Below are 17,881 nucleotides of genomic sequence, written 5' to 3'. Positions count from 1 at the left end.
AAGTTATCACAAGCGGTGCTGGTCGAGCCACCGGGGCACTCCCCAGGTCAGCACGAGCGAGCCGGCGAGCAGCACCGCGAGGATGCTCGTGGCCACCGGCACGGCGGTGTAGGAGAAGGACAGGACTCCGACCGCGATCGAGAACGACCAGGCGTACAGGATCAGCACCGCGCGGCGGTGGGTGTGGCCGATGCGCAGCATCTTGTGGTGCAGGTGCTTGGCGTCGGGGCGGGTGAAGTTGCGGCCGCGCCGGCGGAAGGCCAGCAGGATGTCGACCACCGGCAGCAGCAGGATCGCCACGGGCAGCGCGATCGGCAGCCACCACGACACCGCCGTCGAGACCTCGGCGATGGCGGGGTCGTAGTCGCCGGTGAAGCTGATCGTCGCCGCCGACAGCAGCAGCCCGAGCAGCAGCGCCCCCGAGTCGCCCATGAACAGGCGCGCGGGGAAGAAGTTGTGCGGCAGGAAGCCGAGGCAGCACCCGACCAGCACCGCGCTCAGCAGCGCCGCCACCGAGAACACGTTGGGCGGGTCGAAGCGCGGCTGGAAGTAGGCCCAGATGAAGAAGGTCAGGCCCGCGATGCCGACCACGCCCGCGGCCAGCCCGTCGAGCCCGTCGACGAAGTTCACCGCGTTGGTGGTGGCCACGACGATGAAGACGGTGAGGACGACCAGGATCGGCTGCGGCAGGATGGTGCGCCCGTCGATCGGCAGGCTGATCAGCTGCACTCCGGAGAAGGCCATGAGCCCGCCGGCGAGCATCTGCCCGGCGAACTTGGTGAGCGCGTCGAGACCGCGAAGGTCGTCGATGACCCCGAGCGCGCAGATCAGGACGGCGCCCACCAGGACGCCGGCGAGCTTGGGTCCCTGACCGTCCTCGACCCGGAACAGCTGGGACAGGAACGGCAGCTGGGAGGCCACCGCGAGGCCGGCCACCAGGCCGGCCAGCATCGCGAGACCTCCCAGCCGCGGGATCGGCACGGTGTGCACGTCCCGACCGCGCACCGGGGTGATCGCGTCGAACCGCACCGCGATCCACCGGGCGAACGGCGTCGCCAGGAACGTCACGACCGTGACGACCAGGCAGACGAGGACGTACTCCCGCACGGATCGGTCAGACCTGCGCCGAGTGCGGGTACGCCGGGAACCGGGTGACCAGGTCGGTCACCTCGCCGCGGACCTTGACCGCGGCCGGGTGCTCGCGGGTGCCGTCGCCCTCGGTGATCGCCGTGTGGATGAGCTCGGCGATGGTCTTCATCTCCTCGGTGCCCATGCCCTGGGTCGTGACGCACGGAGCGCCGACCCGGATGCCCGAGGCGACGTTGGGCTTCTGCGGGTCGAACGGGATGGCGTTCTTGTTGAGCACGATGCCGGCCGCGTCGGCGCGCTCCTCGGCCTCGGCGCCGGTGACCCCGATGCCCTGCAGGTCGTGCAGCGACAGGTGGGTGTCGGTGCCGCCGGTGGTCGGGCGGATGCCCTTGTCCCCCAACGAGGTCGCCAGCTGCTGGGCGTTGGCGATGACCTGCTTGGCGTAGTCGGCGTACTCCGGCGAGGCGCACTCCTTGAAGTTCACCGCCTTCGCGGCGACGGTGTGCATCTGCGGGCCGCCCTGCATCATCGGGAAGACGGCCTTGTCGAGCGCCTTGGCGTGCTCCTCGCGGCAGACCAGCGCACCGGAGCGCGGGCCGCGCAGCACCTTGTGCGTGGTGAAGGTGACGACGTCGGCGTACGGCACCGGCGAGGGGATCGCCTTGCCGGCCACCAGACCGATGAAGTGCGCGGCGTCGACCCAGAAGATCGCACCGACCTCGTCGGCGAGGTTGCGGAAGAACTCGAAGTCGATCAGCCGCGGGATCGCCGAGCCGCCGGCGCAGATGACCTTGGGCCGGTGCTCCTTGGCCAGGCGCTCGACCTCGTCGTAGTCGATGTTCTCGGTCTCCTTGTCGACGCCGTAGTGCACGGCGTCGAACCACTTGCCGGAGAAGGAGACCTTGGTGCCGTGGGTCAGGTGGCCGCCCATCGGCAGCGCCATCGCGAGCAGCGTCTCGCCGGGCTTCATGAACGCGCCGTAGACCGCCTGGTTGGCGCTGGCGCCGGAGTGCGGCTGCACGTTGGCGTGGTCGGCGTCGAACAGCGCCTTGCACCGCTCGATCGCGAGGTTCTCGGCGACGTCGACGACCTCGCACCCGCCGTAGTAGCGGCGGCCGGGGTAACCCTCGGCGTACTTGTTCGTGAGCGTCGAGCCGAGCGCGGTGATGACGGACGGGCTCGACATGTTCTCGCTGGCGATCAGCTGCAGCCCGCCGCGGATGCGCTCGAGCTCGTCGACGAGCACGTCGGCGATCTCCGGGTCGAACTGCTGCAGCTCGGAGTAGTCGGGGCCGTAGAAGGGCGTGGTCATCTGCTCACCGTTCGTTCGGGGTCGGGGACTGCGGGTCGTGCGCGGGTTCGGGCGGCGGGACCGGCCGCTGCGCGACGTGCGGCACGTCGTCGCCGTAGGACCAGTTCGGGTCGTCGTCGGCCTGGGCGTCGGTCTCGGCGTAGGTCGCTCCGGTCTCGGAGTCGTGCCAGTGCTGGCCGAGCGAGCCCTCCTCCCCCTCGGGCACGTCGGCCGAGGAGTGCACCGGGGCGTCCGGGTCGGGACCGGGCTCGGCCGCGGCCGGCTCGGGGCGCGGCGGCACCACCAGGTGCATGCCCTCGCCGAGCACCTCGCGGATGCGCTCGATGCTGATCGCCCCCTCGCGCAGCACGACGGGGTCGGGCTTGGTGCAGTCGACGATCGTGGACGGCACCCCGCCGGAGCGCTCGCCGTCGTCGAGGTAGACGTCGACGTAGGGGCCGAGCATGAACCCCGCCTCGGTCGCGGTGCGGGCCGCGGGCTCGCCGGTGCGGTTGGCGCTGCTGACCGCGAGCGGCCCCGTCTCGGCCAGCAGGGTCAGGGTCAGCTCGTCGTCGGGCATCCGCAGCCCGACGGTGCCGTTGGTGTCGCCGAGGTCCCACGACAGCGACTGCTGGGAGCGCACCACGATGGTGAGGGCGCCGGGCCACAGCTCCTTGACCAGCCGCTTGGCGTACGACGGCATCGCCATCGCGAGCCCGTCGACCGTGCGCGGGTTGGGCACGAGCACCGGCGGCGGCATGTCGCGCCCGCGACCCTTGGCCTCGAAGATCATCGAGACGCCGGCGACGTCGAAGGCGTCGGCGGCGAGGCCGTACACCGTGTCGGTGGGCAGCACGACGAGGCGCCCCTCGAGGAGGGCCGCCCGTGCGGCCTCGATCCCCTCGGCGCGCTGCGTCTCGTCGCTGCAGTCGAAGACCCGGGTCAACGAGTCACCTCAGAAGCCACCGTCGAAACCGCCACCGAAGTCTCCACCGCCGAAGTCACCGCCACCGAAGTCGCCACCGCCGAAGTCGCCACCGCCGAAGTCGCCGGCCTGGTCGACGCCCGCCTCGCCGCCGAGGTCGCCGCCCTGGTCGGCGCCGGGGTCACCCGCGTCGCCGCCCTGGTCGCCACCCTCGGCACCCGGGTCGGCGCCGTCGGCCAGCTCGCCCTGGGCGTCCATGTCGTTGAACAGCTCGTTCGCGATCGCGGTGCCGACGAAGGCGCCCGCGACGGTGCCGAGCAGCAGCCCGCCCATGCCGAGACCGGCGCCGCCCATGCCGCCGCGCAGCTGACCGCCGCCGGGGCCGCCGAAGGCGTTGCGCAGGGTGCCCGGGCGCTGCATCTCGATGCGCGTCGCGCTGCGCGCGAGGGACTGCGGGCTGTCGTCGCGCGGGGTCTCGTCGGGGTTGGCCTGGGCCAGCTTGTTCAGGACCTGCTGGCGCTGGGCCGGCGTCAGCTGGGCGAACGCCTGCTCGTGCGCCTGCTCGAGCTTCTCGGGCGGGGCCGTGCGCAGGAGGTACTCGTAGCGCTGGACGGCCTGCTCGTCCTCGGTCTGCTGCTGACCGGGCTGCGGCGCGCCCGGCTGGGGGGCGGCGTAACCCGGCTGCGGGGCGCCGTAACCCGGGGGCGGCGGCTGCTGGCCGGGCGGCACGGCGCCACCCGCCGGCGGCTGACCGGCCGGCTGCTGCCAGCCGGGCTGGGGCCCGGGAGCCTGGTGGCTCGGGCCGGTCTTGTCTCGTCCGAACAGTCGGTCCAGGAAGCCCATGACTTCCACCCCTTCGTCGTCCATCAGCGAACGACCCCGAGCGTAGTCGGCGGCGGCTGCCATGCTGCACCGCATGCGCAGGGAGCACCAGGACGAGACGTTCGACGACCCGGCCGCGGTGCTCGCGGCAGTGGCCGAGGCGCGCGGGCCGCTGACGTTCGTGCGCTGCGACCTGCGCGAGCTGCGCCTGCGCGACGCCGACCTGTCCGAGATCGCCTTCGTCGACTGCGCGATGGACGGCGTCGACCTCACCGGGGCGCGGCTCGCCGAGACCGTCTTCACCGGCTGCCGGTTGATGGGCGCCCGGTTCGAGCGGGTGGGCGGCCTCGGGTTCCGCCTCGAGCGCTGCAACCTGTTCGCCGCCAACCTGATCGGCGTCCCGCTCCCCCACGCCGACCTCACCGGGTGCCGCCTGGCCGAGGCGGTGCTGCGGGCCGCCGACCTGCGCTGGGCGATCTTCGACGGGTGCGACCTGCGCGACGCCGACCTCACCGACGCCCAGCTCGAGGGCGCCGACCTGCGCGGCGCCGACCTCGGTCCGTGCGACGTCCCGCGGCTGCGCGCGCTGCGCGGCGCCCTCATCACCCCCGCCCAGGCCGGTGCCATCGTCGAGGACCTCGCGGGCGTGGTGGTCAGCCCGGCGTGAGCCGCCCGGGCCGGCCCCGCCGGGCCCAGCCCCACAGATCGGTCGCAGCGCGCCTCCAGCACTCCGACAGCGCGGGAGCGCACAGTAGGTCTCCAGCGTCCGTCACTCATGGCACGAGGTGGACCGATGAACAAGAACGACGACCGCAAGGCCCAGCTGCGGGTCATGGGTGCGGTGGCGGTGCTCGCCGCCGGGGTGGGTGTGGGGCTGACCTCGCTCCCGGCCCCGGCCGAGGCCGCCTCCCCCACGCCGCACGTGCAACCGCAGGTCCGCGAGGACGTACGTCAGCACGGCGGTTGAGTGGTCACTCGTTGCTGGTGCCGCGCGACTCGCACCCGCAACAAGTGACCACTCGAGAGCGCCGTCCGCCGGACCCGGCTGGGTGACGCAGGCCCGGCCGCCTCACGCCTGCGGGGCTCGGGCGGTGACCGCCCGGGGACGGCCGGTGAGGTCGTCGTGGTCGTGCACCTCGACCCAGCCCTGCCGCACGAGCTGAGCCGGCAGGGTCGCGCCCTGCACGTCGGCATGCTCCATCACGAGCAGTCCCCCGGGGCGCAGCAGCGCCCGCGCCCGCGCCGCGACCTCGAGCGGGATGCGCAGCCCGTCGTCGCTGCCGCCGTAGAGCGCCACCGCCGGGTCGTGGTCGCGCACCTCCGGATCGACCGGCTCCATGCCGACGGGGATGTACGGCGGGTTGCTCACCACGACGTCCACCTCACCCTCCAGCTCGGGGAAGGCGTCCTGCGCAGCCCCCGACCTCAGGTCGAGGTCGAGCCCCAGCGTCGCGCGGTTGCGGTCGGCCCAGGCGCGCGCCAGCGGGTCCAGCTCGACCGCCGCCACCACGGCGTCGGGCCGTTCGGCCGCGAGCGCCAGCGCGATGGCGCCGGACCCGGTGCACAGGTCGACGACGCGGCCACCCTGCGGCAGCCCGGCCGCCGCGAGGTCGACCAGCATCTCCGTCTCCGGGCGCGGCACGAACACCCCCGGCCCCACCTGCAGCTCCAGGTCGCGGAACGGCGCCCGGCCGGTCAGGTGCTGCAGCGGGATGCGCTGCACCCGCGCGGCCACCAGCCCCTCGAGCCGCTCGACCACCGGCTCCGGCGGCGTCTCCCCCAGCAGGTCAGCCCGACGTACGTCAGCGGCGGCTCGACCCCACGCGTGCGTCAGCAGCAGCGCGGCGTCGGACTCCGGCGAGGCCACCCCCGCCGCCCGCAGCCGCCCCGCCACCGCCCGGATCGTGCTGCGGGGGGTCTCGATACGCGGCTCGGCTAGCGCCTCGCCGCTACTCGACCAGCGTGCTGGGTCCCCGGTCACGCCTTCTGTCGCGCTCGGTCGCACTCCGCTCCGGCCGCGTGCTCCTTCGTCGCCCGCAACCTGCGCTGCGCGCTCCTCGCCGCTCACACCTTCTGTCGCGCTCGGTCGCACTCCGCTCCGGCCGCGTGCTCCTTCGTCGCCCGCAACCTGCGCTGCGCGCTCCTCGCCGCTCACTCGCCGACCGCCGCCAGCCGCGCTGCCTCGTCCGCCGCCACCGCCGAGTCGATCACCGCGCCCAGGTCGCCGTCGAGCACGGCGTCGAGGTTGTAGGCCTTGTAGCCCGTGCGGTGGTCGGCGATGCGGTTCTCGGGGAAGTTGTAGGTGCGGATCCGCTCGCTGCGGTCCATGGTGCGCACCTGCGAGCGCCGAGCCTCGGCGGCCTGCGCCTCGCGCTCATCGATCTGCATCTGCCGCAGCCGCGCCCGCAGCACGCGCAGCGCCGACTCCTTGTTCTGCAGCTGCGACTTCTCGTTCTGGCAGCTGACGACCACGCCGGTGGGCAGGTGGGTGATGCGCACGGCCGAGTCGGTGGTGTTGACCGACTGACCACCGGGCCCGGAGCTGCGGTAAACGTCGATCTTCAGGTCGTTCGGGGCCAGCTCGACGACGTCGTCCTCGGCGTCCTCCAGGTCGGGCGTGACCAGCACCGCGGCGGCGGAGGTGTGGATGCGCCCCTGCGACTCGGTGACCGGCACCCGCTGCACCCGGTGCACCCCGCCCTCGTACTTCAGCCGCGCCCACGGCGCGGTGCCCGGCTCGGGCGTGCCCTTGGCCTGCACCGACAGCCGCACGTCGGTGTAGCCGCCCAGGTCGGACTCGGTCGCGTCGACGATCTCGGCCCGCCACCCCGCGCGCTCGGCGTGGCGCAGGTACATCCGCACCAGGTCGGAGGCGAACAGCGCCGCCTCGGCGCCCCCGGCCCCCGCCTTGACCTCCAGCAGCACGTCGCGGTCGTCGTCCTCGTCGCGGGGCAGCAGCAGGGTGCGCAGCCGCTCGGCCGCGTCGTGCTCGGCCTGCTCCAGCGCCGGCACCTCCGCGGCGAACGACGCGTCCTCGCTCGCGAGCTCGCGGGCCGCGGCCAGGTCGTCCTGCGCGGCGCGCCAGGTGCGGAAGGCGGTCACCGTGGGCCCGAGCGCGGCATAGCGCTTGTTCAGCCGGCGCAGCGCCGCCGGGTCGGCGTGCACCGCCGGGTCGGCGAGCGCTCGCTCGAGGTCGGCGTACTCCGCGACGACGGACTCGGCAGACTCCAGCACGGTGCCGGTCCTTTCACGAGGGGCCCGAGGCGTACGGGCGTGGGCGGGTCAGGAGACGACGAACGCCGGCCCCGCCCGTCGAGGGCGAGACCGGCGTGCGCGGGAGCTACTTGGCGGCCTTCTTGCCGTAGCGCTCCTGGAAGCGAGCGACCCGACCACCGGTGTCGAGGATCTTCTGCTTGCCGGTGTAGAACGGGTGGCACTGGGAGCAGACCTCGGCGTGGATGCGGCCGCTCTCGGCAGTGCTGCGGGTGGTGAACGTCGCGCCACAGGTGCAGGTCACCGTGGTCTCGGCGTACGTGGGGTGAAGGTCCTTCTTCACGGGGGTCTCCTTGCTGTCGACGTCTCCGGGTCGCCCGGCTTGTGCCAGGCGTGAACCGGTGACCAGCGGTCAAGTCTGCCAGAGCGGCAGACGTACGCCTAAACGAGCGTCCGGCGCCGGACATTCCCAGCTGCGCCAGGGCTGCGGCGCCCCATCTCCCCCAGGATCGAGCGGGCTGTCGGTGGCCGGGCATAGCGTCCGGGCATGAGACATGGATTCGTGGTGCCGTTCGCCAGCGAGACCGAGTTCGTCGAGCTGGCCCGGCTGGGCGAGCAGGCCGGGTGGGACGCGGTGCTCAGCTGGGAGGGGGTGTGGCGGCAGGACGCCTGGGTGCAGCTGGGCGCGGCCGCGGTGGCGACCGAGCGCATCCGGCTCGGCACGGTGGTCACGCCGGCCGCGCGCTACCGACCGTGGGACCTCGCGGCGCTGACCGGGTCGGTCGACCGGCTCTCCGGCGGACGAGTCACGCTCGGGGTCGGGCTGGGGGCGCTCAACACCAACTGGACCGCGTTCGAGGGCGAGACGCCGCGCAAGGAGCGGGCCGAGCTGCTCGACGAGTGCCTGGCGATCTGGTCGCGGCTGTCGGCCGGCGAGAAGTTCTCGCACACCGGTGCGCACTACCAGCTCGACCTCACCGGCGAGCTCGAGCCGGGCGGTCCACCACCCACCGCGCAGCGGCCCCACCCGCCGGTCTGGGCGGTCGGGGCGCTGGTGCGCGGTCGCGAGCGGCAGCCCTCGCTCGAGCGCGCCGCCCGCTGGCAGGGCATCTTCCCCGCGGTCGTCGGCGGTGACGCCGAGCCGGGCCACAGCAACCTCGACCCCGCCGCGCTGGGCGAGATCGTCGACCGGGTGCGGGCGCTGCGCGAGGCGGACGGGCTGCCGTGGGAGGGCTACGACGTCGTCGTCGAGGGCGACAGCCACGGCGACTTCGGCGACACCCACGACCCGTCCGGCTGGGCCGAGGCGGGTGCGACCTGGTGGGTTGAGTCGTGGTGGGACGTGCCCGGCACCCCCGCCGGGGTCGAGGAGCTGCGCCGCCGGGTCGCCGCCGGGCCGCCCCGCTGATCCTCCGGGTCGCTGCGGCTGGTGGGAGTCTCGCGCGACAACCCCCCCACGCGGGTGTGCGCAGTGGCAGGGTGCCGAGATGACCGGCTCACCGAGGAGGCCTTCATGACCGGCACCGAACCGAAGCCCACGCGCCGCCCCGCACTCTCGCGGCGACACTTCCTGCTGGCCGGCGCCGCCGTGCCGGCGACCGCCCTGCTGGCCGGGCCGGCCGGGGCGCTGGTGCGCGTCGACCAGCACGCGGTCTTCACCGAGGCGGCGAGGGCGTACGGCCTGCCGGTGGCGCTGCTCGCGGGTGTCTCCTACGCCCAGACGCGCTGGCAGGACCACGACGGACGGCCCAGCGCCTCGCAGGGTTACGGGCCGATGCACCTCGTCGACGGCGACGCCGCCCGGCGCGCCCACGCCCGCGCCGACAAGCCCGCCCCGGCGGTGCTCGACACCCTCGGCGACGCCGCCCGCGCCACCGGGCTCGGCAAGGAGCAGCTGCGCACCGACCCCGCCGCCAACGTGCGCGGAGCCGCCGCGATCATCGCCGAGCAGCAGCGCGCGCTCGGCCGGCCCACCGGCGGGTCCACCGACCCCGCGAGCTGGTACGCCGCGGTCGCCGCCACCAGCGGCCTCACCTCCGCCCAGGCCCAGCTCGACCTCGCCGACGCCGCGCTCGCCGCCGTGCGCAGCGGCGCCGCGCTCACCCTGCCCGACGGCACCCGGCTCGCGACCGCGCGCCGCGCGGTCGGCTCCCCCGGCGAGCAACGCGTCGCCCTGCGCGACCGGGCCGACGCCGCCCGCAAGCTCGACCCGCGCGCACCGCAGATCGACGCGCCGCGCGGCCTCGACGTCGAGTGGCTGCCGGCGCCGTACGAGCAGTTCGGTCCCGACCCCGGCGACTACGGCAACCACGACCTGGCCTTCCGGCCGAAGTCGCCGACGATCGACTACGTCGTCATCCACGACACGGAGTGCCCCTACGACGTCGCGCTCGACCTGGTGAGCGACCCGACCTACGTCTCCTGGCAGTACACCCTGCGCTCCAGCGACGGCCACATCGCCCAGCACCTGCTGCCCAAGGACGTCGGTTGGCACGCCGGCAACTGGTACGTCAACTCCCACTCGATCGGGCTCGAGCACGAGGGCTACGCCGCCGAGGGCGCCCCGTGGTTCTCCGAGCCGATGTATCGCACGTCGGCCCGGCTGGTGCGCTACCTGTGCGACAAGTACGCCATCCCCAAGGACCGCGCGCACATCATCGGCCACGACCAGGTGCCCGGCACCACGACCCCGACGATCCCCGGGATGCACTGGGACCCGGGCCCGTTCTGGGACTGGGAGCACTACTTCGACCTGATCGGCTCCCCGCTCGACCGGGCCACGCTCGGCCGCCGGGTGCGCGCGGGCGACGTGGTGCGCATCCTGCCCGGCTTCGTCGGCAACAAGCAGCCGGTGACCGGGTGCGCCGGTGCCGGTGACACCTGCGGCGACAAGGACACCAACTTCGTCACGCTGCGGGTCGCCCCGCGCGAGGACGCCGCGCTGGTGAACGACATCGGGCTGCACCAGCAGGGGCAGCCCGCGACGACGTACGTCAGCGACCACAGTGCGCGCGCCACGGCCGGCCTCGACTTCGTGGTGGCCGAGGTCGACGGTGACTGGACCGCGATCTGGTACCTCGGGGTCAAGGGCTGGTTCCGCAACCCCGCGAGCGCGCCGACCGCGCGGCCGGTGGCCGGGCGCCGGCGGGTGATCACGGCGAGCGGGGAGGCCGCGAAGACGTACGGCCGGTGCTACCCCGAGCCCGAGGCGTACGCCGACCCCGCCGACGTGCAGCCGGTGAGCCCGCTGATCTACACGATCCCCGCGGGGCAGGCCTACGTCGTCACCGACGAGTCACCGGTGACCGACTACTACAAGGCCAAGACGTTCTCCCTGGACACCCCGAACGACCACGTCGACATCGTCGGCAAGGACCGCTACTACCAGATCAGCCTCGGTCACCGGCTCGCCTACGTCCGCGCCGCCGAGGTCCGTTTCGCCTGACCGGCAGCGCGCCGCCCCGAGGCGACGACCGGAAACGGGTGTGGCCCGCGACGACGATCCGTCGTCGCGGGCCACACCCGTCGTGCGAGATCCGAGCGCGGGCTCAGTCGTCCTCGTCGTCGAGCTTGATCGAGGAGGTCTGCTGCACCTGCATCAGGAACTCGACGTTGCTCTTGGTCTTCTTCAGCCGGTCGAGCAGCAGCTCGATGCCCTGCTGCTGGTCGAGCGCGGCGAGCACCCGGCGCAGCTTCCACATGATCTTCAGCTCGTCTTGGCCGAGCAGGATCTCCTCGCGGCGGGTGGAGGACTGGTTGACGTCCACCGCCGGGAAGATGCGGCGCTCCGCGAGCTGACGCGACAGGCGCAGCTCCCAGTTTCCGGTGCCCTTGAACTCCTCGAAGATGACCTCGTCCATCTTCGACCCGGACTCGATGAGCGCCGTGGCGAGGATGGTGAGCGAGCCACCGTTCTCGATGTTGCGGGCGGCACCGAAGAACTTCTTCGGCGGGTACAGCGCCGCGGAGTCCACACCACCGGACATGATGCGACCGCTCGCGGGCGCGGCGAGGTTGTACGCACGACCCAGGCGGGTGATGCCGTCGAGCAGGACGACGACGTCCATGCCCATCTCGACCAGCCGCTTGGCGCGCTCGATGGCCAGCTCGGCAACCTCGGTGTGGTCGGAGGCCGGACGGTCGAACGTCGAGGCGATGACCTCGCCCTTGACCGAGCGCTGGAAGTCGGTGACCTCCTCGGGACGCTCGTCGACGAGCACGACCATCAGGTGGCACTCGGGGTTGTTGGTGGTGATCGCGTTGGCGATCGACTGCATCACCAGGGTCTTGCCGGCCTTGGCCGGCGCGACGATCAGGCCGCGCTGTCCCTTGCCGATCGGAGCCACCAGGTCGATGACCCGGTTGGTGATGTTCTTCTGGTCGTCCTCCAGGCGCAGCCGCTCCTGCGGGTAGAGCGGGGTCAGCTTGCCGAACTCGACCCGGTTGCCGGCCTGCTCGGGCGAGCCGCCGTTGACGGTGTCGACCTGCACCAGCGCGTTGAACTTCTGCCGCGCCGGGGGCTGCTCGCCCTCGCGCAGCGCCCGGATCTTGCCGGTGACGGCGTCGCCCTTGCGCATGCCGTTCTTCTTGACCATGCCCATCGGGACGTAGACGTCGCCCGGACCGGGCAGGAAGCCGCTGGTGCGCACGAAGCCGTAGTTGTCGAGCACGTCGAGGATGCCGGCCACCGGCACGAGGACGTCGTCCTCGCGCACCTGGGTGTCGACCTCGCCGAAGTCGTCGCCACGACCGCGGCCGCGCTTGCGGTCTCGGCCACGCTGACGGCGCCGGCCACGGCGGTCGCCGCGGTCGTCGTCACGGTTGTCGTCGCGACGGTTGCCGCCGCCCTGCTGGTCGCGGTTGCCGCCGCCCTGGTTGCCGCCCTGCTGGCGGTCGTCGCGCTGCTTGTCGTCACGGCGGTTGTCGTCGCGACGGTTCTCGCGGCCGCCCTGGTTGCCGCCCTGCTGGCGGTCACCCTGCTCACGGTCGCCGCGCTGCTTGTCGTCACGACGGTTGTCGTCGCGACGGTTGTCGTCGCGGCGGTTGTCACGGTCGCCCTGGCGACGCTGCCGGTCACCCTGGCGGTCGTCCTGCTGGCGCTCGTCCTGCTGGCCGCCGTCGGACTGACGGTCGCCCTGCTGCCGGTCGGCGCGGGCCTGCTGCCCCTGGTCGTCGCGGCCCTCGCGCTGCGCGTCGCGGTCGCCGTCGCCGGCCTCGCGGGCCTGGCCCTGCGAGCGCTCGGCCGGAGCCGTGGGGGCGCTGGCAGCGCGGCGCGAGCGGCGCGCGGGCTGCTGGCCCGAGGAGTCGCCGGCCCGGTCGGACGCGGCGGACCCGGCGTCGGACGTACGCCCCTCGGCCGGGGTCTGGCCGCTCGCCTGGTCGGTGCTGCCGGCTCCGCCGGACACGGTCGGCGCGGGGCGCGAACCGCCCGAGCGGTCGCCGTTGATGGCGGCGATCAGGTCGCTCTTGCGCATCTTCGACGTGCCGGTGATGCCCATCCCGGCGGCCAGGCGCTTGAGCTCGTCGAGCTTCATCGCGCTGAGGCTGCCACGGGGCTTCGACTCACCCGCAGACTGCGCGGCGAGATCGGTGGTTTCTGTCACGAAGGTTCCTTCCCCCTCGTCTGGCGCCCTCTGCGGGGCACGGTTTGGGGTGCTGCATCGGCCGGGTCAGATCCCGGCCGCCAGACTCACGGCGCTGTGCCGACATGCGTCGGCGGTGCGCCCTCGTGAGATGAGATCGCATCCACCCGCTCAACGGGTGCGGCTCCCGGCGTTGAACCGCCGATGGCCTCGATGCACCTTCAATCTACACCGAAGCCCTCACGGCCGCGAAACAACCCTCACGCCGGTGTCGGGCACCGGGCCGGCGAGCGCCCGCCAGCCGGCGCCCTCCCCCACCGCGGCGAGCACCTGCGCGCGCGTCTGCTGCGTCGCGAGCACGAGCACGGTCGGTCCGGCCCCGGAGACGGTGGCCGCGTGGCCGGCCGCGCGCAGCCGGTCAACCAGCCGCATCGTCTCGACGTACGCCGATCGCCGCTGCTGCTGGTGCAGCCAGTCGCGGGTCGCGGGCAGCAGGAATGCCGGGTCCTGGGTCAGCGCGTGCACGAGCAGCGCCGCGCGGCCCGAGTTGCGTGCGGCGTCGCCGTGGCCCACCTGCGTCGGCAGCGCCGCCCGGGCCTTGTCGGTGGCGAGGGTGCTGGCGGGCACGAACGCCACCGGCGCGACGTCGGGGTGCAGCGCGGGGCGCGCCGTGCTCCAGCCGGAGTCGGAGTCCGTCGCCCACGAGACGGTGAGCCCGCCGTACACGCTCGCCGAGGAGTTGTCGGGGTGCCCCTCGAGGTCTCCGGCGACGTCGCCGATCTGCCGGCGGCCCTCGTCGGAGGAGACGTCGACACCGACCGTGGCGGCGGCCGCGGCCACCCCCACGACGATCGCCGCGGCGGACGAACCCAACCCGCGAGAGTGCGGAATCCTGTTGCGCGACAACAGTTTCAGGCCGCGTGGCGTCGCGAACCCGAGGCTGCGCCACATGACCGACATCGACCGGTGCACCAGGTGCGAGGCGTCGCGCGGCACCTGGTCGGCACCCTCCCCCTCGCACTCGATGACGAGCCGGTCGCCGGTGACCTCGACCTCGACGTCGTCCCACAGGTCGAGGGCGAGCCCGACCGAGTCGAAGCCGGGGCCCAGGTTGGCCGAGCTCGCGGGCACCTGGAGCGCGACGCGCTGCCCGGTCGGGACCGGGCGCAGCTCGCCGCTCATCCCTCCAGGCCCAGCTCGACGGCGGCGGTCATCGCGTCGACCGGGATCTGGGTCGGCACCACCTCCGAGCCGTCGGCCAGCTTCAGCGCCCAGGCCGGGTCCTTCAGCCCGTGCCCGGTCACGGTGCACACGATGCGCGCGCCCGCGGGCACCTCGCCGCGCTCGTGCTGCTGGAGCAGGCCGGCGACGCTCGCGGCCGAGCCCGGTTCGACGAACACGCCCTCGCTGCTGGAGATCAGCCGGTGCGCCTCGAGGATCTGTTCGTCGGAGACCTTGTCGATGACGCCGCCGGACTCGTCGCGGGCGGCCTCGGCCTGCTTCCACGACGCGGGGTTGCCGATGCGGATCGCGGTGGCGACCGTGTCGGGGTCGTCGACCGGGTGGCCGAGCACGATCGGCGCCGCGCCCTCGGCCTGGAACCCCCACATGCGCGGGGTCCGCGTGGCCAGCGCCGGCGCCCCGCTGCGCGAGGGCTCGACCGCCTCGCGGTAGCCCTTCCAGTAGGCCGTGATGTTGCCGGCGTTGCCGACCGGCAGGCAGTGGATGTCGGGGGCGTCGCCGAGCGCGTCGGCCACCTCGAACGCCGCCGTCTTCTGTCCCTCGATGCGGGCCGGGTTGACCGAGTTCACCAGCTCGACCGGATAGGCCTCGGCCAGCTTGCGGGCGACGGTGAGGCAGTCGTCGAAGTTGCCGTCGACCTGCAGCAGCGTCGCGCCGTGGGCGATCGCCTGGCTGAGCTTGCCCATCGCGATCTTGCCGTCGGGCACCAGCACCGCGCAGGTCATGCCGGCCTTGGTGGCGTACGCCGCCGCGGACGCCGACGTGTTCCCCGTGCTCGCGCAGACCACGGCCTTGGCGCCCGCCTTGGCGGCCATCGAGATCGCGGCGGTCATGCCGCGGTCCTTGAACGAGCCGGTGGGGTTGAGCCCCTCGAACTTCAGGAACACCTCGGCGCCGACCCGCTCGCTGAGCTTCTCGGCCGGGATCAGCGGCGTGCCGCCCTCGTGCAGCGTGATGACCGGCGCTCCGTCGAGCATCGGCAGCCGGTCGGCGTACTCGCGGATCACTCCGCGCCACTGGTGCGCCATCGTCACAGTCCTTCCATGCGCAGCACCGACGACACGGTGCCGACCTCGTCCAACCCGCGCAGCCGCTCGACCGTCTCGGCGAGCCGCCCCTCCGCGGCCTCGTGCGTCGCGATCGTGAGCGGCGCCAGCCCGTCGTCGCTGCGGCGGATGCCCTGGATCATCGACTCGATCGACACGCCCGTGTCGCCGAAAACCGTTGCCACCCGGGCGAGCACGCCGGGCTGGTCCTCGACGTCCACGCGGATCGCGTAGCGCGTGCGCACGTCGCCGAGCGGCACGACCGGCAGCTGGGCGTACGCCGACTCGCCCGGCCCGCGCGCGCCGGTCACCCGGTGCCGGGCCGCCTGGACCAGGTCACCCAGCACCGCCGATGCGGTCGGGTCGGCGCCGGCGCCGGGGCCGTAGAACATCAGCTCGCCGGCCAGCTCGGTCTCGACGAAGACGGCGTTGAACGCCTCGCGCACCGACGCGAGCGGGTGCGACCGCGGCACGATCGTGGGGTGCACCCGGGCGCTCACGCCGGCGGTCCCGTCGGGACGCTCGACCCGCTCGCAGATCGCGAGAAGCTTGAGCACACAACCCATCCGGCGCACCGTGCGGATGTCGTCGGACGTGATCGCGGTGATGCCCTCGCAGCTGACGTCGGACGTCGCGACCCGGGTGTGGAAGGCCAGCGAGGCCAGGATCGCCGCCTTGGCCTGGGCGTCGTGGCCCTCGACGTCGGCGGTCGGGTCGGCCTCGGCATAACCGAGCTGCTGGGCCTCGGCGAGCACGTCGGCCAGGTCGGCGCCGGTGCGGTCCATCTTGTCGAGGATGAAGTTGGTGGTGCCGTTCACGATGCCCATGACACGGCGCACCTGGTCGCCCGCGAGCGACTCGCGCATCGGCCGGATGAGCGGGATCGCACCGGCGACCGCCGCCTCGAAGTGCAGGTCGACGCCCGCCTCCGACGCCGCCTCGTAGAGGCGCGGGCCGTCCTCGCCGAGCAGCGCCTTGTTGCCGGTCACCACGCTGGCACCGTGCTCGAACGCCGACAGGATCAGCGAGCGCGCCGGCTCGATGCCGCCGATCAGCTCGATCACCAGGTCGGCCCGTGTCACCAGACCCTCGGCGTCGGTCGTGAGCAGCGAGCGGTCCAGGCCCGCCTCGTCGCGCGGCTTGTCGAGGTCACGCACCGCGACCCCCACCAGCTCCAGCGGCCGGCCGACGCGCGCGGAGAACTCCTCGGGGTGCTCGACCAGTCGCCGGGCCACGCTCGACCCGACCGTGCCGCACCCGAGCAGCGCCACCCTCAGCGGCTCGGTGGTTGCGTTGGACTCGCTCACGAATCCCCTTCCAGCGCAAGGATGTCCGCGATCGTCTCGCGGCGGATCAAGGTGCGGACCTGACCGTCGCGGACGGCGACGACCGGGGGGCGCGGCACGTGGTTGTACGTGCTCGACAGGCTGCGGCAGTAGGCGCCGGTCGCGGGGACGGCCAGCAGGTCACCCGCCTGCACGTCACCGGCCAGCTCGACGTCGCGCACGACGATGTCACCGCTCTCGCAGTGCTTGCCGACCACCCGCGCCAGCACCGGCGGGGCGCCGCTGCTGCGGCCCGCGAGCGCGCAGGTGTAGTCGGCGTCGTAGAGCACCGGGCGCGGGTTGTCGCTCATGCCGCCGTCGACGGAGACATAGGTGCGCACCAGCTGGTCGGTCGCCTGCACCGGCTTCACCGAGCCGACCTCGTAGAGCGTCACCCCGGCGGGGCCGACGATGGCCCGGCCCGGCTCGACGGAGATGCGGGGAACCGGGGTGCCGGCGTCGGCGCACGCCGCCCGCACGATCTCGGCCAGCCCCTCGGCCATCTCGCGCACCGGCAGCGGGGTGTCACCGGCGAGGTAGGCGATGCCGAAGCCGCCGCCGAGGTCGAGCTCGGGCAGCGTCGTGCCGTGCTCGCGCGCGACCTGCAGCTGCAGGCTCACCAGTCGCCGAGCCGCCTCGGCGAAGCCGTCGGTCTCGAAGATCTGACTGCCGATGTGCGAGTGAAAACCCAACAGCCGCAACGCATCCGGGCGGTCGAGCACCTGTTGCGTTGCCTGCGCGACCTGTCCCTGGTCGAGGCTGAAGCCGAACTTCTGGTCCTCGTGCGCGGTCGCGATGAACTCGTGCGTGTGCGCCTCGACGCCGGTCTTGACCCGCAGCATCACCGGCACCACCACCCCGTGCCGGCGCGCGGCGTCCGTGATGCGCTCGATCTCCTCGAAGGAGTCGACGACGATCCGGCCGACGCCGTAGGCCACGGCCGCCTCGATCTCGGCGACGGACTTGTTGTTGCCGTGCATCCCGATCAGCTCGCCCGGGAAGCCGGCACGCTCGGCCACGGCCAGCTCGCCGCCGGAGCAGACATCCAGCCGCAACCCCTCCTCGTGCATCCACCGCGCGAACGCGGTGCTGAGGAACGCCTTGCCGGCGTAGTAGACGTCGCAGGTCGCGCCGATCGCGGCGAAGGCCTCGCCGAAGGCGACCCGGAAGTCCGCTGCGCGACGGCGTACGTCGGACTCGTCGAGCACGTAGACCGGGGTGCCGACCTCCTCGGCGAGGCGGCGCAGGCTCACGCCCCCGATCTCGATCGACCCGTCGGGCAGCCGCCGGGCGCTGCCGGGCCAGACGTGCGCGGGGAGCGCGTCGACGTCGGGGACGCTCACGTG

The 17,881-nt window shown here is 73.2% G+C and carries 16 protein-coding genes; 4 read left to right on the top strand and 12 right to left on the bottom strand.

The window, feature by feature from the left end:
• Positions 1-6 precede the first annotated feature (6 nt).
• The 4 genes from FB554_RS02945 to FB554_RS02930 are packed head-to-tail and all read right to left on the bottom strand — an operon-like array spanning position 7 to position 4,172.
• Positions 7-1,107, bottom strand: coding sequence for an MraY family glycosyltransferase (locus tag FB554_RS02945; protein WP_142004561.1), 1,101 nt, complete (start codon positions 1,105-1,107; stop codon positions 7-9).
• Between the two features lie 7 nt (positions 1,108-1,114).
• Positions 1,115-2,401 carry a serine hydroxymethyltransferase gene (locus FB554_RS02940; protein WP_142004560.1) on the bottom strand — a complete coding sequence of 429 codons (1,287 nt, stop codon included), beginning with the start codon at positions 2,399-2,401 and terminating at the stop codon, positions 1,115-1,117.
• A 4-nt stretch (positions 2,402-2,405) separates the two neighbouring features.
• Positions 2,406-3,326 (bottom strand): L-threonylcarbamoyladenylate synthase, encoded by a 921-nt coding sequence (locus FB554_RS02935; protein WP_142004559.1) that lies wholly within the window; start codon positions 3,324-3,326, stop codon positions 2,406-2,408.
• A 9-nt stretch (positions 3,327-3,335) separates the two neighbouring features.
• Entirely contained in the window at positions 3,336-4,172 is an 837-nt protein-coding gene (locus tag FB554_RS02930; protein WP_236022241.1) for a hypothetical protein, read from the bottom strand.
• Positions 4,173-4,221: 49 nt separating this feature from the next.
• Here FB554_RS02930 and FB554_RS02925 point away from each other — a divergent pair, with 49 nt between their 5' ends.
• Both FB554_RS02925 and FB554_RS17030 read left to right on the top strand, forming a co-directional pair.
• On the top strand, positions 4,222-4,794 hold the full coding sequence (locus FB554_RS02925) for a pentapeptide repeat-containing protein (RefSeq protein WP_236022240.1): 573 nt from the start codon (positions 4,222-4,224) through the stop codon (positions 4,792-4,794).
• A gap of 126 nt (positions 4,795-4,920) precedes the next feature.
• A complete protein-coding gene (locus FB554_RS17030) occupies positions 4,921-5,094 on the top strand; it encodes a hypothetical protein (protein ID WP_170206763.1) in 174 nt (57 codons plus the stop codon).
• A 102-nt stretch (positions 5,095-5,196) separates the two neighbouring features.
• Here FB554_RS17030 and prmC read toward each other — a convergent pair whose 3' ends face one another.
• The 3 genes from prmC to rpmE all read right to left on the bottom strand — a co-directional run bounded on the left by prmC (position 5,197) and on the right by rpmE (position 7,683).
• Positions 5,197-6,030 carry a peptide chain release factor N(5)-glutamine methyltransferase gene (prmC, locus tag FB554_RS02920; RefSeq protein WP_420809469.1) on the bottom strand — a complete coding sequence of 278 codons (834 nt, stop codon included), beginning with the start codon at positions 6,028-6,030 and terminating at the stop codon, positions 5,197-5,199.
• 248 nt (positions 6,031-6,278) lie between these two features.
• Positions 6,279-7,361 carry a peptide chain release factor 1 gene (gene prfA, locus FB554_RS02915; protein WP_142004557.1) on the bottom strand — a complete coding sequence of 361 codons (1,083 nt, stop codon included), beginning with the start codon at positions 7,359-7,361 and terminating at the stop codon, positions 6,279-6,281.
• A 106-nt stretch (positions 7,362-7,467) separates the two neighbouring features.
• Positions 7,468-7,683, bottom strand: coding sequence for a 50S ribosomal protein L31 (gene rpmE, locus FB554_RS02910; RefSeq protein WP_142004556.1), 216 nt, complete (start codon positions 7,681-7,683; stop codon positions 7,468-7,470).
• A gap of 204 nt (positions 7,684-7,887) precedes the next feature.
• Between rpmE and FB554_RS02905 the strand changes: the two genes are divergently transcribed.
• Positions 7,888-8,748 carry an LLM class flavin-dependent oxidoreductase gene (locus tag FB554_RS02905; RefSeq protein WP_142004555.1) on the top strand — a complete coding sequence of 287 codons (861 nt, stop codon included), beginning with the start codon at positions 7,888-7,890 and terminating at the stop codon, positions 8,746-8,748.
• A 105-nt stretch (positions 8,749-8,853) separates the two neighbouring features.
• The gene (locus tag FB554_RS02900; RefSeq protein ID WP_142004554.1) at positions 8,854-10,785 is read left to right on the top strand and encodes an N-acetylmuramoyl-L-alanine amidase; all 1,932 of its coding nucleotides are present in this window, start codon (positions 8,854-8,856) and stop codon (positions 10,783-10,785) included.
• A gap of 103 nt (positions 10,786-10,888) precedes the next feature.
• Here FB554_RS02900 and rho read toward each other — a convergent pair whose 3' ends face one another.
• The 5 genes from rho to lysA all read right to left on the bottom strand — a co-directional run bounded on the left by rho (position 10,889) and on the right by lysA (position 17,878).
• On the bottom strand, positions 10,889-12,943 hold the full coding sequence (gene rho / locus FB554_RS02895; RefSeq protein WP_142004553.1) for a transcription termination factor Rho: 2,055 nt from the start codon (positions 12,941-12,943) through the stop codon (positions 10,889-10,891).
• 219 nt (positions 12,944-13,162) lie between these two features.
• Positions 13,163-14,104 (bottom strand): homoserine kinase, encoded by a 942-nt coding sequence (gene thrB / locus FB554_RS02890; RefSeq protein WP_142004552.1) that lies wholly within the window; start codon positions 14,102-14,104, stop codon positions 13,163-13,165.
• Complete coding sequence (gene thrC / locus FB554_RS02885) at positions 14,101-15,192, bottom strand: threonine synthase (protein ID WP_142004551.1); 1,092 nt, start codon at positions 15,190-15,192, stop codon at positions 14,101-14,103. The genes thrB and thrC overlap by 4 nt, the downstream gene beginning before the upstream one ends.
• A gap of 2 nt (positions 15,193-15,194) precedes the next feature.
• A complete protein-coding gene (locus tag FB554_RS02880; RefSeq protein ID WP_142004550.1) occupies positions 15,195-16,517 on the bottom strand; it encodes a homoserine dehydrogenase in 1,323 nt (440 codons plus the stop codon).
• A complete protein-coding gene (lysA, locus tag FB554_RS02875; protein WP_142004549.1) occupies positions 16,514-17,878 on the bottom strand; it encodes a diaminopimelate decarboxylase in 1,365 nt (454 codons plus the stop codon). Before lysA ends, FB554_RS02880 begins: the two co-directional genes overlap by 4 nt.
• Positions 17,879-17,881 lie beyond the last annotated feature (3 nt).

The organism is Barrientosiimonas humi (assembly GCF_006716095.1).
Taxonomy (GTDB): Bacteria; Actinomycetota; Actinomycetes; order Actinomycetales; family Dermatophilaceae; genus Barrientosiimonas; species Barrientosiimonas humi.
This window is presented reverse-complemented; position numbering and strand designations above follow the sequence as displayed.

What these genes read in the sequence shown, in the direction of transcription:
- FB554_RS02940 (WP_142004560.1), bottom strand. Translation starts at nt 2,401, where the DNA reads ATGACCACGCCCTTCTACGGCCCCGACTACTCCGAGCTGCAGCAGTTC.
- FB554_RS02925 (WP_236022240.1), top strand. Translation starts at nt 4,222, where the DNA reads ATGCGCAGGGAGCACCAGGACGAGACGTTCGACGACCCGGCCGCGGTG.
- FB554_RS02905 (WP_142004555.1), top strand. Translation starts at nt 7,888, where the DNA reads ATGAGACATGGATTCGTGGTGCCGTTCGCCAGCGAGACCGAGTTCGTC.
- thrC (WP_142004551.1), bottom strand. Translation starts at nt 15,192, where the DNA reads ATGGCGCACCAGTGGCGCGGAGTGATCCGCGAGTACGCCGACCGGCTG.
- FB554_RS17030 (WP_170206763.1), top strand. Translation starts at nt 4,921, where the DNA reads ATGAACAAGAACGACGACCGCAAGGCCCAGCTGCGGGTCATGGGTGCG.
- FB554_RS02900 (WP_142004554.1), top strand. Translation starts at nt 8,854, where the DNA reads ATGACCGGCACCGAACCGAAGCCCACGCGCCGCCCCGCACTCTCGCGG.
- FB554_RS02930 (WP_236022241.1), bottom strand. Translation starts at nt 4,172, where the DNA reads ATGGACGACGAAGGGGTGGAAGTCATGGGCTTCCTGGACCGACTGTTC.
- thrB (WP_142004552.1), bottom strand. Translation starts at nt 14,104, where the DNA reads ATGAGCGGCGAGCTGCGCCCGGTCCCGACCGGGCAGCGCGTCGCGCTC.